Origin of the sequence: Staphylococcus sp. GDY8P45P, assembly GCF_017892745.1 — a bacterium.
Classification (GTDB): Bacteria; Bacillota; Bacilli; order Staphylococcales; family Staphylococcaceae; genus Staphylococcus; species Staphylococcus cohnii.
In genome coordinates, this window is record NZ_JAESLS010000017.1 from 23,356 (window position 1) to 38,699 (window position 15,344).

Genomic DNA, 15,344 nt, shown 5'->3' on the forward strand with positions numbered 1-15,344 from the left:
TGTATTAGGCAACACCTCACTTAAATAACTCACAAACAGTAAAGATTATACACCTTTTCGGGTGTATAATCTCTTTTTTTTGAAAATTTAACTTTAAAACTATTTAAATAAAAACATTGGATTGTTTTCCATATTTTTTCTTCTCATAATCGTTGTATGCATTTCTTCAAGTTCAGCAATGATACTTCGCATTAAATAGCCTTCCATATTAGATACCTTTTCTTGTTTTTTAACAAGGTAGCCTTTAAATCGTTTTAAAACTAATAGTAATTCTTCATCTATATCTTCTAACATATAACCTGTATCGTATTTGTTATTAAATGATTTTCTAGCTTTTAAAATAACTGATTTAATACTTTTAACTTCTTCATAACTAAAATTATTAATATAACTTTTACTTAATTCGGGGAATTCTTGAAGTTCTATATATTTAAGAGATTCTTTATCATGAGTATTTGAAAAATGATTTGAATGTTGGTTTATATCATTCATATTATTCATATCATTACTTTCAGTATCAATAAAGTCAGTATCAATAAAATCAGTATCATTTGTGTGTCCTTTTGACATTTCTAGGCGTGTTGTTTCGACATTTCTAGACGTGTCCTTTTGACATTTCTGGACGTGTCCTTTTGACATTTCCTTATCTTGTAAGGGCTCAACTTCATTTTCAGCCTTATCTATTTCATAAATATCATTTTTAGTTATGGCTGGTTTTAATAAATAAAGTAGATTTGGTTTGTTTAAACCCTGCCTTTTTTGAATTAGTAAATCTACATTTTCTAATTCTTTTTTAATTTTAGTGATTTTTTTGTTCCCACAATTTAATATCACTTCTAAATCAGCAACTGTATAAATGAAATATATATTACCTTCTGTATCTATCCAGTTATTTTTAATAGATAATTGTAGGCGATCTCTCAATATTGCGTAAGCAATTTTAGCGTCATTCGATAAATCTTTATAATTAGGATTAGTAAAAAATACTTTAGGTAATTGGTAAAAGCGTTCTTTATAATTTTCTTCTACCGTAAAAAATTGTTTAGACATGATAAAAACTCCTTTAAATGTTTATTTGAAGGAGTTTAAGTAATATCGTTATTTACAAGTGATGAATAAGGTTATATAATATTATCCGTTATATATAACTTAAAGACTTGTTGCTTTTATCTTGTAATGTATCGAGCTTGTATATATAATAAAGATACAAACAAATAGTAAAAGTAAATAACACATATTATTTAAACTCTTTAGACATCTAACAACCGCCAAGCGTTAGGTGTCTTTTTCTATGTTCAATAGTAACACTATTTTAAAAAAAATAAAAACTTTTTTGTTGCCTCACAGGTCAATTATATGCTTGTAATGAAATGTATTTGATAACAAATCTCTAATATAATTAATACATCTAAAATTATGAGGCCGATAAATCATGAATGAATACCGTATACAAAAACTATATAGATACATTTGTTTAGAATTTAAAAACCAGCGTCAACTCATAGGCAAGCGACAAGAAGAAGTTGCATTTGATTTGAGTGTGACTGCTGGTCATCTTTCACGTATCGAGAATGGTAAAAAACCTAGAATAGCATTACATACATTTTTAGTAATGTCTGAATACTATGGTGTAGACTTTCATAAGGTAGTTAAAAATGCAGAAGAAAAAATGGAATTGGATGAAGGAATGTAGATATTAAAGGTCATCAATACTAATATCTACCATTTCTTCTTCTTTTTCTTCTATTTTAGGCGTTTCAGCTTGTTTTAATTGATCCTTACGTTCCATTGCGTCTTTAAAACTTTCTTTATTACGTTTAATAGGCTCTGTATGCTCTTTTAAGGGCGCTGTGTGTTCTTTTGAAGGTATTGGAGGGTTTTCCCCTATTTCTTCAATATAGCGCCTCAATGCCTCTCTTATGTGTGCTGTTTTGGTACCTCTAGGAACATTTTCTAAAAAATCGAAGATTTGAGGGTAATCTTCTTTTTTTATTTTCAGAAGATGTTTAGTTTCTTTCTTATCCATAATTATTTACTTTCTTGCTCTACTTTGTTTTTTAACAATTCCCCCAATTTTTCATATCCACGAACATTACTAAACTGGCTATCATCTGCTTTCTCGAATACATCTGAATAATAATGACTTAATGAATCAAAATGAATGTTTGCACCACCACCAGTAACAATAATTCTGTCAATTGAATTTATATTACCTACAGTGATTTCAAAGTTACTCATAACTTCTTCTATCAAACTATCCTGTTCGTTATAAAATTCATCTTTAAAGTCAATAACTGTTTTTTGATTAAGTTTACATTGCTTGTATTCTAATCCTTTTTCAATCATACGTGGTGTGATTGAGGCACCTTCTGATTTTTTAGATACGTGACTAGCAATTCGTTTATAAAAATCAATAGTACCTTTGTTTATAACAAAACTTTCTTCCTCTACACGTTTCATATTTTGATAAGTATCAATAATTGTAGTACCACTACCAAAATCAAGAACACTGTACTTACCTTCTGTAAATGCTTTGAATACTTTTCCGTTTTCCATATTAAGATCAAGCAAAGTTCCCATAGGTTGAGCTACTATCTTAACGCCTTTAACATTAATTGTTTTAGCGATACCATCAATTTCAATTAAACGACTTTTATTTAAAAGTTTTTCAAACTTAGCTTGTTTATCAGTTCCTATTTCATTACTTGGCATACCAGTAGCAATTACAACGTTGACAACTTCTTCTGGCACTTCTCTTGCTAATAATCCTATAGAACATTCAACCAAATCTTTGAAAGATTTAATATCATATCTATCATTTGTTGAGGCAGTATCTTTACCAGTATTCGTAGTTTTATCTAAATCATTACCAAATAGTAATACTTCATCATTATTCCCATTGATAATAAATTCTGATACATCTAATTTATTATCAACAAATCCTTTTAATTGATTGTTTTCATTAGTTTTTCTTCCGATTCTTGAAGGGATTACAAATTTTTCATCATTAATCTTCCCTTTTACAAATCCATTACCAAAATCTAAAGCCATTACATATACGTTACTCATAATAAAACCTCCACATATTATTTACTCTTTTTAAATTAGTACAATTGATCAAATACCACAAGTTATTTATATACTTTTCTATATTTGTATATACTAGTACATATCAGTATATATTATAGTATATCTTAGTATATACCAGTATATACTGTGTGGGTAAAAAAATAACAACCAGCATTTATTTACTTGATTGCTACTTCTTATAATTAATTTTAACACATTTTGCATTACATGTCATGTCATGTTTGATATTTTCGTAGAAAATTTATGTCATTTCTATACCAATTGTTAGAACCAAAAGAAAAATAGTAACAACAATACCTAAAGCAATACCAATATACAAACATACTTTCCATGGAAGAATGAAAATTGAGATAAATTTAAGGAATATTGTACATAAAGCCACTGTCATAGGAACACACATAATGAAATATAGAAAAAATCTAAAAATAGGGTTAATATGAACAGCATTTTCGCCAGCTGTTGATAATAAAATCATAATAAAACCTCCTATTCTTAAAATATTAAATACTGTGGATTTTGCTATTAATAAATCAATTGTTTTATAAGTTTATCATCATATTAATATTTGATAATTTCTATTAATTATTATGATTCATTTCATTTATTTCTTTGCTTTCTTCATTGGTATTTTCAGATTCTTCTATAATTTCATTTCTTTCTAAATTGTGTTCTTTATTATCTTCAATATTAAGTAAATTTTCATTTATAATTTTCTTTGCGTCTGCTGATCTATTTACATTAAATTTATTGAAGAACCATCTTCCAAATTTTTCGTATTCTCTTTTCTTTTCTTCTTTAATTTTTTCTTGAAGTTTTTCTTTTTGTTCTAACATTTTTTGAATATCAGCCATAATTAAAACCTCCATATTTTTGTTAATTTAATTATAACCTTTTCATTTGACAGATTCAAGTTTTACCGTTATAATCTAGTTAAATCCCGTAAGGGCGCACTTATGCGAACGTTCCGTTCGCGTGCTAAATTCGTGAAATTAAAAATTAATTTTTAATTTATTTCGCCTTCGCTCAATATTTGGTTTTTAAGGAGTTTTTAATATGGCTATGTACCATTTTCAAAATAAGTTTGTATCAAAAGCAAATGGACAAAGTGCAACAGCAAAAGCTGCATATAATAGCGCTAGTAGGATTAAGGATTTTAAAGAAAACGAATTTAAAGATTACTCAAATAAGCAATGTGATTATAGTGAAATTTTATTGCCTAATAATGCTGATGATAAGTTTAAAGATAGAGAATATTTGTGGAATAAAGTTAATGATGTAGAGAACAGAAAAAATAGTCAAGTTGCACGTGAAATTATAATTGGTTTGCCGAATGAATTTGATCCAAATAGTAATATTGAATTAGCAAAAGAATTTGCTGAATCTTTATCAAATGAAGGTATGATAGTAGACTTAAATATTCATAAAATTAATGATGAAAATCCTCATGCACACTTATTATGTACATTACGTGGTTTAGATAAAAATAATGAATTTGAACCTAAACGAAAGGGCAATGATTATATAAGAGATTGGAACACAAAAGATAAACATAATGAGTGGCGAAAAAGGTGGGAAACAGTGCAAAATAAACACCTAGAAATGAATGGTTTTTCTGTTAGAGTTTCTGCTGATTCTTATAAAAAGCAAAATATAGATTTAGAACCCACAAAAAAAGAAGGTTGGAAAGCTAGAAAGTTTGAAGATGAAACAGGTAAAAAATCTTCAATATCCAAACATAACGAAAGTATTAAAAAAAGAAACCAACAAAAAATTAATAAAATGTTTGATGAAGTAGATGATATGAAATCTCACAAGTTAAATGCTTTTAGTTATATGGATAAATCAGATTCGACTACATTAAAAGATATGGCCAAAGATTTAAAAATTTATGTAACACCTATAAATATGTATGAAGAAAACGAAAGACTTTATGACTTAAAGCAAAAAACAGCATTAATAACTGATGATGAAGATAGATTGAATAAGATTGAGAATATAGAAGATAGACAAAAAAAGCTGGAATCTATAAATGAAGTCTTTGAAAAACAAGCTGGAATTTTCTTTGATAAAAATTATCTCGAACAAGCATTAAACTATAGTGATGATGAAAAGATCTTTATTACACGCACTATATTAAATGATAGAGATGTGTTACCAGCTAATCATGAATTAGAGGATATAGTTAAAGAAAAACGTATAAAAGAGGCTCAAATAAGCCTTAATACAGTTATAGGCAATAGAGATATAAGTATAGAATCTATTGAGAAAGAATCAAATTTCTTTGCTGATAAACTTTCAAATATTCTTGATAAAAATAATTTGTCCTTTGATGATGTGTTAGAGAATAAACATGAAGGTATAGAAGATAGTTTGAAAATTGATTATTATACTAGCAAATTAGAGGTTCTAAGAAATGCAGAAAATACATTAGAAGATTATTATGATGTACAAATAAAAGAGTTATTTACAGATGATGAAGATTATAAGGCTTTTAATGAAGTTACTGATATTAAAGAAAAACAACAGCTAATTGATTTTAAAACTTATCATGGCACAGAAAACACGCTTGAAATGTTAGAAACAGGTAACTTTATTCCTAAATACAGTGATGAAGATAGAAAGTATATAACTGAACAGGTTAAGTTATTACAAGAAAAAGAATTTAAACCTAATAAAAATCAACATGATAAATTTGTGTTTGGGGCTATTCAAAAGAAATTATTGAATGAATATGACTTTGATTACAGTGATAACAATGATTTAAAACATTTATATCAAGAATCAAATGAAGTAGGGGACGAAACAAGTAAAGATAACATTGAAGAGTTTTATGAAGGTAATGATATTCTTGTAGATAAAGAAACTTATAATAATTACAATAGAAAACAACAAGCCTATGGTTTAGTAAATGCTGGACTAGATTCAATGATATTCAATTTTAATGAGATATTTAGAGAACGTATGCCTAAGTACATAAATAATCAGTACAAAGGTAAAAATCATAGTAAACAGCGTCATGAGTTGAAAAACAAAAGAGGTATGCACTTATAGTTTGTAAATAATATAACATTGTGAAGTTGGGAGATAAGAATTTGGATTTTAAATTATTATACTATGTTATTAAAATGATCCCTATTGATACAATAGTGAGTATATTAGGCTTATTTGCTACATTTGGTGGTGCGTTAGTTGGTGCTTTTATAGCAGGGCTATTCACGTTAAAAGCAATTAATAAAGATTTAGAAGAAAGAAAACAAACTGCCGAAAAAGATAAAGAAGAAAATAGACAAAGAGAAGAGAAAAAGATCAAAACACGATTGTTATTTGAAATGGATAACTTAATTATGTTTAACCATGAAATAGCTGAAAATATATATTTAGATGATAAGTTAAAGCGAATAAAATTTCTAAAGAATTTTGTTTTATATGATAAAATGAATACTATTAATTTAACATTGTCAGAGTTAGAAAAATTTCGATATTTGTTAAAGCATAATTATTTAAGCTATGAAGATAAAGAAGAAGAAATATATAAGAAGTTTTTAGAAGTATATGATTCCGATATTTCAATTGACTTACCCTCTGACAAAATCAAGAAAGTAAAATCCTTTCTTGATAATACGAAAAATGAGGGGGAAATGTGCTGGCATGTTGATAAAAATAGTATATTACGTTTGAAAGACTTTAATAATAATTTACAGGAATTATCTCACTTAATATATGTATTAAGTACCGAGGAATTAAATGTGCTGTATGGTATTAAACAAACTATTAAAATTATGTTAGAAAATGCAGAAGAAACTGAAAGAGACTTTTTTTATATGGTTGATAAATATTATTTTCTTCACAATATACTAATAAATCAATTAAATGTTATGTGCAAAAATATATTATAAAAAAAGAAGGCTTAATTGCCTTCTTTTTATATGTCAATTTCTTCTTCTTGTTTAGTTTCAATTTCTTTGTTCTGTTCATCTTTATTAAAATCTTCATTGCTTTCAGTAAAGGATATATTTTTAATACCAGCTGAATTTTTAATTTTAAAATCTATATAAACATTTTCATTAGTATCATGTTCTAATTTAGCAGTCATATTTGATCGTTGGCCATTTTGTTGATTTTTATTCATTGAAAAGTAAGTTTCATTTGTATTATCAATATTATCTACATTTAACTCATAGCCCATTAATACACCATTACTTACAAATTGGCGTAATGTATCTTTTAAGCCGTTTTCTTCAACAGACTTATTTACAAAGTTTTCAAATGATACTATTTCATCTTGTGGGCTTAATTTATGCTTTTCTTCTAATATATTACCGTCTATATCTCGTTCATGAATATATTTTTTGTTTTTATCTTCATTATCATCATCTTGCACAAATATAGTTGTAGTATTATTAATAACATTTCGATTATAAGTTTGAGTGAAGTTGTAATCTCTATTTTGTGAATCGTCATGTTTATTAATCAATTCAATTTTAGCTTTATCTTGTGAATTATTTGTATTAAACCCTTTGTAATCAATATTCACTTTAAAATCATCATTCTCATAACTATTCTCAGAAATTTCATTAAGTCCATAATCATTAACTAAATTACCTTTGATAACAGTTATTTTATCAAATCCATTTTTTAGGTTTGTATCTATCATTGTTGAAAGGTCTTTATATATGTCTTTGTTCATTTCTGATTCTAGTTTTTTATCTATATATTGTGAGAACTCTGGTAATGAATTTATTTCTTCAATTGTAGTTTTTGCAAATGAATGTATGTTTTTTATGTGGTCTTTTAATTCCTCATCACTTATATTTTGCCCCCAGCCACTTAAATATCCTAAAGAGTAATCGCTAGTATCTAAACCATAATAATTAGCGACTACATATGCAGAACTTTCAGCCTCTATTTCTTTTAAGGACTTACTATGTTCAGATGTTTGTGTTTGACCTATATCGGCATTATGCAATTGAGAGTGTGCGTATTCATGTATTAAAGTTTTAAAGCGCATATCATATGACAAATCATCAGAAATTACAATTTCATCTGTTTTGGGAACATAGTACCCTTTAGCGCCACTGGATAATGCCTGGTCATCTAATACATGTTTTTCTTCTACGCTTGGTGTTAATTCATCATTAATGTAATCTTTGAATTCATTATATAAGTCTTTATAATCATTAGAGTTTTCAAATTCAGTTTTTATTAGGTCTTTTGCTGTTATTAAAGGTTTGCCTTTTGTGTCTGCTACATCAAATACATTATGCGCCCTATATCCAGTAATAACTGGTTTTCGTTCAGTTTTAGGATTACCATTATTATCACGCATTAAATTACCGTTGCTATCTTTTATTTCGACATTACGCTTTTGTACAATAGGCGCAATTATATTCATACTTTTTGCACCTTTTTGTACTTGTCTATCAAATTTATTCTTCCACGCTTTATAGCCAGCTACAGCTGTAGCCTCGGGATTTTGACCAGCAATCAACATAATATTATTAATTGAGTAGTTGTGAAATTTCGCTGTAGTATCTAAAAATTCCTTATAGGTTTGGTCATTGTTTTTGAAGTCATCTAGCTTATTATTCAAATCTTCTACTATTGAATCTATTTTTTTCTTTTTATAATTTTCTTTTGAATAAGCCATATATTACACCTCGCTAATAGGTTTATAAAGTTCTTTGTATAATTCTTTTTTAGCATTATATAGATAATATCCAACAACTTCATATTTTAAATTCTTATTTAATTCTTCTGAAAATAATAATTCACTTGTTTCTGATTTTGTTATATAAATTGGCAATTCACTTCCAATGATTTCAGTATATGTTTTTAACATATTGCACCTCCTACATTTCTAAATTATCTCTTTCTTGCTTTAATTCATTTTTAATAGAATTAATAATATTACTATGTGTTTCTTCTGATCCATTTATAATATCTTCAAAAGATATTGAGTTAGTTTCATTTTCTAAAGAATCATTTATGAAATTAGGTTTGAATTCAGAACTCTTTGTTCCATGTAATTCAGTATTGATATAGTTTTTAAAATGACCGACTATTTCAATATCATTTTCTCTTTCTTTATATTGTTCTTTAGTAATATTGTGTAAGGGCAGGGTAGCTTGTTTCATTCCTTCATAAAAATTTTCTCTTTCTTTGTATAAATGGTTAGATACAGGGGCAAATTCTAAATCATATTTAGCTTTATCTAAAACAGTTAAACTATTTTCAGCTAAAATAGATGATTTGTTCGTTGTATATTCATAGAAATTATTTGAAAAATTGTTTCTAGCGTCATCTAAATAAGTTTTCACTTCTTTTCTATCCTCTATAGAAAGGGGAAGTTTATCATTATAAATTTCTTGTTCATAAACTTCATATAAAACATTGTTATCTCTAAACATGTTATTTAAGGGCTCATTATAGAGATTAAAGGCTAACTGATTATTTAAAGCCTTTTTCTCAATATCGTTGTTAATGTTTAATCCTTTAATATTGATTTCAGTATCATAGAATGTTTTTAAATCTTTAACTTTATCTAAGCTATCTAAATTATTTCTATCTGAAAAATCTTCTAAATCCCTTCTATAAACAGCTAAAGCATTATAATTTGATCGTTCGTCAAATAAATTAATATTTTGTTTTAATCTATCTTTAATAATTTCATTAGGTGGTATATCTTCGATTAGATTTTTAACAAATTTACCTTCATTATCTTTATAATCTGTTAAATCAATATAAATATAAGAATCATCTTCGAGAGTTTTAAAATCATTGTATGAAAACTTATAGTTTATATTATCGTAAGTTTTATCCATGTCTTGAGTTAAGTTATCATTTAATAACCTTATATTATCGTTTTCTTCTATTGGAATTGCTGGGAAGTCATTAATATATAAATGATGTTTTTCGGGGTTATAGCTTACATTATAAGTAATATCATTTTCTGTTATGGTATGTGAATCCTCAATAACAGGTTCTCTATTTGGTTCTACATGATATGAATATCCTTTCATACTTAATACTAAATCAACAAAAGCGTTAGTATACCAATCATCTGAATATTCATCTTGTTGTGTGAAATCATCAATATCATTAATATCACTGTCAAAATAGGTAATTTCTTCTGACTTAATGGCATTTACTAGCTTTTCATAACCTTTATTTGCTGTATCTTTAGTAAAATATTCATCTAAATTAGTTAAGTTATAATCAAATTCATAATCATCTATACTCATAATATGTGGTGTTTGATATTTTTCGTTAGAATCTTCTAAATCATAAACTGGTTGAGTATACACTTCGTTATAGAAATTATTTCTATAGACTAAATTACCTACTATGTTTTTATTAGTCATATCTCTTTGTTCGTTCATTTGTTTATCACTTGCTGGTACATAATAAAATTCAGAATTTAGTTCATAATCGGTGTTGTTCAAAATTCCTCGGGGTGTAAACCTCATTATTAAATCACTCCTTTTTGTTTAATAAAAACCTAATGTAAATATAACCTCCATATAGTAATTATACCATTTATGACGTGTCATTTCATGTCGTGTCATAATAAATAAAAAGAAAAAAAGGCCTTTTTACAGGCCTTATAAATCTAAATCAATATCTTTATTCTTTTCGTTCTCTATATCATAATTCAAAAAGTCTTTTACATGCTTTTCTGGTTCTTTTTTGATAGTTAGCGCAGACAAAGTAAAATGTTTGTTATTTTTCTCAACTTCTAAGTAAGGATTATCAATATCATTAAAATTAATTTTAGCTGGGTAGTCTGTTAGGCTTTTAAACTCATACAGAGTTTCATAATCATCTAGCAAATCTAACTTTTCATTAGGCAGAGAAGATTGTAATTTATTATATCTATTTGATCTTCCATTAGATATTAATTCATTAATAGCATTTTTAGTTTGTTGATTATCAATACTATCTTGAATATTCAATTCTTTGTGGAAGTATTGCATAGTTGAATATTTAACTAATGGTATCTTACTTAAACTAGCTTTTGCTTTTATGTAATCTTTAGACATAATATCGTATTTTTGTTCAATATCTGGTGCTTGTTGCTTTAAAAAATTATTAACATTTTGTGGTATTTTGGCTTTTGATCTGTTATTAAGGTATTCATTATTACTAATTACTATAGACTTTGTTAAATCAATAGCTGAATTGGGTTTATCGGGCTGTTCGCCTCCTAAATCAACTTTATATTTATTAGGTATTTTTTGTGCATTTGTTCTAAAAGGTATACAAACTCTATTATTATTTCGTTTGAAAGAATAATAATATGGTCTTGAACCATTTTTATTGCTTGATATTTCGTTTCCTCGTAATTTATTAAATAGGTTTTGATTTAAACGAACAACTTCCATTGTTATTCACTCCATAAATTTAATAAAAAAGAGGCGTAATATACGCCTCCTTAAAACAATATAATTTGTTTGATCTCTATAGTTGTTTCTTTCCGTGCAGTATTAATTTTTATATCTGCGCCACAACGCCGATTCTAGTTCGTGTAGTATTAATTTTTATATCTGCGCCACAACGCCGATTCTAGTTCGTGCAGTATTAATTTTTATATCTGCGCCACAACGCCGATTCTTTTCTTACTTATATTATAACAATACCTGTCATGTTGTGCAATGTTTTAAAATGATAATTTAGATAGGCTTGAAAGCTTGCTAACAAACTCCTCATACTTAATAGCTGTCTCATCTATTGTTGTTAATCTTCTATTCAATGGTTCATGTAAGTAAGATTTATTTAATAAAAAACCAAGCAAAGTAAGATTTCTTCTTAATCTAGGAGATTCAGCAACATCAAAAGCATAAACAAGTTGCTCTTTTAAATTTGTATAACTATTATTTTCTATAAAATTAATGAAACGATTAATTATTGCAATCACACAATCACACAATTGTATTGTCCTATGTTCGTGAGATTTATACCAATGTATATTTGAATTAGAGAAGGATTTAATTTTTTCTTTAATGTGCATTTCTTCATCAAAACTATGTTTACTATGTATTAGTATTTTAGAATTAATTGTATATAAAGCAGAGAAATCTTTAATATAGATATGAGATTCTTCTCCACTAAAAAGATTATCTTTAATCACAGTATTAGTAAATAAATCAATTAACACCTTTGTATATTCATTCTGATTACTTTGTTTTGATAGGTATTGTGCAAACTCTGTATAGAAGTCATTAAGCTCTTTCTGTTCTACTAAATTAGGGAAATTATATTTTTTAAATAATTTTTCCAACCATGGTATATCGTTTTTTACTTTCAAATATAGTTCTTGCTTTAATAATTGAGGGTTATATATACGTTTAATAGAATTATTTTTGCTATTATCATAAGAATTATCTACTATATCAACAATAGTAAGCCATAACAAATTTAAATAATTAAAATGTAAATTATATCCTTTAATTTTAATATATTCCAATATCAATTCTATGTTTTTAGTATCAATAGACTCCAAAAAATCATCAGATTTCTTAAAAATATATTTGGATTTTAGTTCTGGAATGTTACTATTTATTTTTAATTTGTTCCATAATTCATTATGGTTATCATTTATTATTTCTTTTTCACTAACTAAACCACCTAATGAAAATTTTTGAAAGGGATTAACATTAAAGGAATCGTTTTTCAACCTAAACATTCTTGAATTATTTGTTTCATCATAATAATAAAATTCACGTCTATCCATATTTTTATATTCATAGTATTCTTTAATTAAATCTCTCAATTTACTATCCACAATATTTTTCCTCCTTTAACTTTTGTATTCTCTTAATATTCTATAGACAGTATCTCTGCTAACATTTACCTTTTCAGCAATTTCTTGCCCTGTATAATCTTTGGTATCGTATAAATGTTTAATGTAATCTTTTTTTTCTTGTGGCATTGCTTTTCTGCCCCCCATGTTACCTCTTGCTCTAGCTGATTCTAAACCTTTTTTAGTTCTTTCGCTTAATAAGTTAGCCTCTAATTCAGCAAAAGCACTCATCATTGTAAAAAACATCTTTCCCATTGGGTCTTTAGTATTGATATTCATATCAATAATTTGTAATTCAATATTATTATTCTCTAGCCATTGGGCTAAATCTATTAGTTGCTTAGTTGTCCTGCCTAATCTATCTAGCTTGTAAATAACTAAAGTGTCGCCTTCACGTAAATAATCTAAACATTTATCTAGTTCAGTTCTATTTACTTTACGCCCACTAACTTTTTCGCTAAATATTTTCTCACAACCAAAATTACTTAAAGCGTCTATTTGTAAATCTAAACTTTGATCTCTGGTAGATACACGAGCATAACCAATATTGGCCATAATTGTAATTATCCTTTCTAAAATAGCATTGTATAGTGTTTTTAATGTATGATTACCTATAAAATTAATTCTCAACGCAAATGAGAGCTAATCTGTTTGTATTATTTGCCATGTTATTTATTAATTATCTTACATAGAATATAATACAAGATTTTAATACAGTAGTCAACCCATTATAGCGCTATTAAGAATAGTAATACATAGTGTACTAAATACAATCGTTTATAATACTATTATTTCACTCTTTATTTTTGCGAACATATGTTCTATAATTAGTTGAGGTGTTTACTGATATGAAAATAATAAATCCTAATATGCCCGAACCGTACAAATATGAAACTGATTATAGAAACATACCGAGGGAATACTTAAATCCACGTATTCCAAAAGGTAGAGGAATAATTAAGTGGAACGCATTTAAGACGATACCCCAGCAATATGAAATATTGGAACAACACATAGAAGATCAAAATAAAATAAATATGCCTCTATTGTCTGATGACCAACTACAAGAAATTAATGAAAAAGTAAGTAGCAAGATTAGTAAAAACATATTAACTGATTTAGATTACTGGCAAGACGGATATATATATTCGATTCAATGTTACATTAACAAAATAGATGAATTAAATGGATTTATGATTATCACTAATTCTAATTCAAACAATAAACTAAGAATATCTTTAAGTAGTATTGTTAGCGTACAGTAAAAAACACCAATGAATTTAATTTCATTGGTGTTTAAATTATTTTAATTATCCTGCGAATCTTCTACTAGAAATTCATTTGATACATTATCATAATCTAAGGTATATTTCGTCTGAACTACATTATTATTGTTGGTTTTACTTAACTCAATATATACTTTATTTTTATCACGTTTAACGCTATTTATCTTAACATCTTTAAATTTAACTTTTGATTTAGACTTAACCTGTTTTTTAAGTTGTTTTTCTAATTGAGAGTTATTTTTAACGTAGTCAGATATATATTTATAATCTTTCTTTTTATATGCTTTGTTTAACTCTTTCGTATATTCTTTAATATAGCTTTTAGATTTTTCTTTAACCTTTTTACTTTTATTCTCATACTCTGTTATTTGAGATTTCTTAAAGCTCAATTTTAAATTTTGAGATGTATTATCATAATTACGTCTTATATTTATTCTGTTAGTTTTAAACTCTTTACCCTCTAATTTTCCAATCGCATATACACTTAATTCTGTTGGATTGTAATACTTTCCATATGTCTTTTTGGAATTATAATCAACATCTTTATCATCAATTATAATTTTGTAACTATTTTTTTCTAATAAATTATCATGGTTTAGCTTAACCTTAAACCAGCTTTGGTTAAAATCTTCATCTGCATATATCTTATTATTGTTTCCTCTATTGCCTAAATCTATATCTATTTTTCCTGTCAAAGTCCCGTTATGAATTGAATCTTCAATTGTTTTATCTGTTTCAATACTATATTTACCAATAAAGAACTTACCTAATTCTGTTGTTTGATTGCTTTCTGCTATTACCTCTTTATCAGCGTTTCCCTGCTTATATTTGTAAAATCCAGTGTTATTAAATTCTTTCACATAAACGCTGGTAAGTTTAGGTTTGAATTCTAATTTATCTATAAAAAAGAAATTCTTCCCGTTTTTCTTAATAGTTATTAGGTTATTTCCGTATTGATCTGTTATAGAGCCATACTCGGTATTATGGTCTTTATTTTTATCAATATTACTTTTAATTTTTTGCATTTGTTCATTGTATTGTTCTTGATTTTCGATAAAGTCCGTAAAAATGAGAAAAATTAAAAAGGCCATATAACAGTCCTTATACGGTACAAAGATTTTAACGACAAAAACATACCCAGGAGGACTTTTACATGACCCAAGAAAATA

At 26.7% G+C, this 15,344-nt stretch carries 16 protein-coding genes; 4 read left to right on the forward strand and 12 right to left on the reverse strand.

Annotated features, from left to right (window positions below):
• Positions 1 to 99 precede the first annotated feature (99 nt).
• Positions 100 to 1,050 (reverse strand): replication initiator protein A, encoded by a 951-nt coding sequence (locus KA873_RS12575; RefSeq protein WP_210140535.1) that lies wholly within the window; start codon positions 1,048 to 1,050, stop codon positions 100 to 102.
• A gap of 382 nt (positions 1,051 to 1,432) precedes the next feature.
• On the opposite strand from KA873_RS12575, the gene KA873_RS12580 reads away from it, so the two are divergent.
• On the forward strand, positions 1,433 to 1,693 hold the full coding sequence (locus tag KA873_RS12580; RefSeq protein ID WP_001008214.1) for a helix-turn-helix domain-containing protein: 261 nt from the start codon (positions 1,433 to 1,435) through the stop codon (positions 1,691 to 1,693).
• 3 nt (positions 1,694 to 1,696) lie between these two features.
• Here KA873_RS12580 and KA873_RS12585 read toward each other — a convergent pair whose 3' ends face one another.
• The 4 genes from KA873_RS12585 to KA873_RS12600 all read right to left on the reverse strand — a co-directional run bounded on the left by KA873_RS12585 (position 1,697) and on the right by KA873_RS12600 (position 3,941).
• A complete protein-coding gene (locus KA873_RS12585) occupies positions 1,697 to 2,026 on the reverse strand; it encodes a plasmid segregation protein ParR (protein WP_030061459.1) in 330 nt (109 codons plus the stop codon).
• Positions 2,027 to 2,028: 2 nt separating this feature from the next.
• Entirely contained in the window at positions 2,029 to 3,069 is a 1,041-nt protein-coding gene (locus KA873_RS12590) for a ParM/StbA family protein (RefSeq protein ID WP_000073390.1), read from the reverse strand.
• A 262-nt stretch (positions 3,070 to 3,331) separates the two neighbouring features.
• Entirely contained in the window at positions 3,332 to 3,565 is a 234-nt protein-coding gene (locus tag KA873_RS12595) for a hypothetical protein (RefSeq protein WP_000602212.1), read from the reverse strand.
• Positions 3,566 to 3,668: 103 nt separating this feature from the next.
• Positions 3,669 to 3,941, reverse strand: coding sequence for a hypothetical protein (locus tag KA873_RS12600; RefSeq protein ID WP_030061451.1), 273 nt, complete (start codon positions 3,939 to 3,941; stop codon positions 3,669 to 3,671).
• Positions 3,942 to 4,143: 202 nt separating this feature from the next.
• Here KA873_RS12600 and KA873_RS12605 point away from each other — a divergent pair, with 202 nt between their 5' ends.
• Both KA873_RS12605 and KA873_RS12610 read left to right on the forward strand, forming a co-directional pair.
• Positions 4,144 to 6,141: a MobA/MobL family protein gene (locus KA873_RS12605; RefSeq protein WP_182094133.1), complete on the forward strand. Its 1,998-nt coding sequence runs from the start codon at positions 4,144 to 4,146 to the stop codon at positions 6,139 to 6,141.
• 41 nt (positions 6,142 to 6,182) lie between these two features.
• Positions 6,183 to 6,986 carry a eukaryotic translation initiation factor 3 subunit J gene (locus KA873_RS12610; protein ID WP_168997107.1) on the forward strand — a complete coding sequence of 268 codons (804 nt, stop codon included), beginning with the start codon at positions 6,183 to 6,185 and terminating at the stop codon, positions 6,984 to 6,986.
• A 26-nt stretch (positions 6,987 to 7,012) separates the two neighbouring features.
• Here KA873_RS12610 and KA873_RS12615 read toward each other — a convergent pair whose 3' ends face one another.
• From KA873_RS12615 to KA873_RS12640, 6 genes are all read right to left on the reverse strand, one after another.
• Positions 7,013 to 8,737 carry an ArdC family protein gene (locus KA873_RS12615; RefSeq protein WP_030061443.1) on the reverse strand — a complete coding sequence of 575 codons (1,725 nt, stop codon included), beginning with the start codon at positions 8,735 to 8,737 and terminating at the stop codon, positions 7,013 to 7,015.
• 3 nt (positions 8,738 to 8,740) lie between these two features.
• The gene (locus tag KA873_RS12620; protein ID WP_030061441.1) at positions 8,741 to 8,929 is read right to left on the reverse strand and encodes a hypothetical protein; all 189 of its coding nucleotides are present in this window, start codon (positions 8,927 to 8,929) and stop codon (positions 8,741 to 8,743) included.
• 10 nt (positions 8,930 to 8,939) lie between these two features.
• Positions 8,940 to 10,556: a hypothetical protein gene (locus KA873_RS12625; RefSeq protein WP_030061439.1), complete on the reverse strand. Its 1,617-nt coding sequence runs from the start codon at positions 10,554 to 10,556 to the stop codon at positions 8,940 to 8,942.
• A gap of 135 nt (positions 10,557 to 10,691) precedes the next feature.
• Positions 10,692 to 11,471 (reverse strand): hypothetical protein, encoded by a 780-nt coding sequence (locus tag KA873_RS12630; protein WP_030061437.1) that lies wholly within the window; start codon positions 11,469 to 11,471, stop codon positions 10,692 to 10,694.
• Between the two features lie 275 nt (positions 11,472 to 11,746).
• Positions 11,747 to 12,871: a DUF3800 domain-containing protein gene (locus tag KA873_RS12635; protein WP_030061435.1), complete on the reverse strand. Its 1,125-nt coding sequence runs from the start codon at positions 12,869 to 12,871 to the stop codon at positions 11,747 to 11,749.
• A 15-nt stretch (positions 12,872 to 12,886) separates the two neighbouring features.
• Positions 12,887 to 13,444, reverse strand: coding sequence for a recombinase family protein (locus KA873_RS12640; protein ID WP_030061432.1), 558 nt, complete (start codon positions 13,442 to 13,444; stop codon positions 12,887 to 12,889).
• Between the two features lie 293 nt (positions 13,445 to 13,737).
• Here KA873_RS12640 and KA873_RS12645 point away from each other — a divergent pair, with 293 nt between their 5' ends.
• Positions 13,738 to 14,154: a YolD-like family protein gene (locus KA873_RS12645; RefSeq protein WP_030061428.1), complete on the forward strand. Its 417-nt coding sequence runs from the start codon at positions 13,738 to 13,740 to the stop codon at positions 14,152 to 14,154.
• A gap of 41 nt (positions 14,155 to 14,195) precedes the next feature.
• Here the strand turns inward: KA873_RS12645 and KA873_RS12650 are convergent.
• Positions 14,196 to 15,344, reverse strand: a 1,149-nt coding sequence (locus tag KA873_RS12650; RefSeq protein WP_245337711.1) for a TcaA NTF2-like domain-containing protein, incomplete at its 5' end; no start/stop codon positions are given.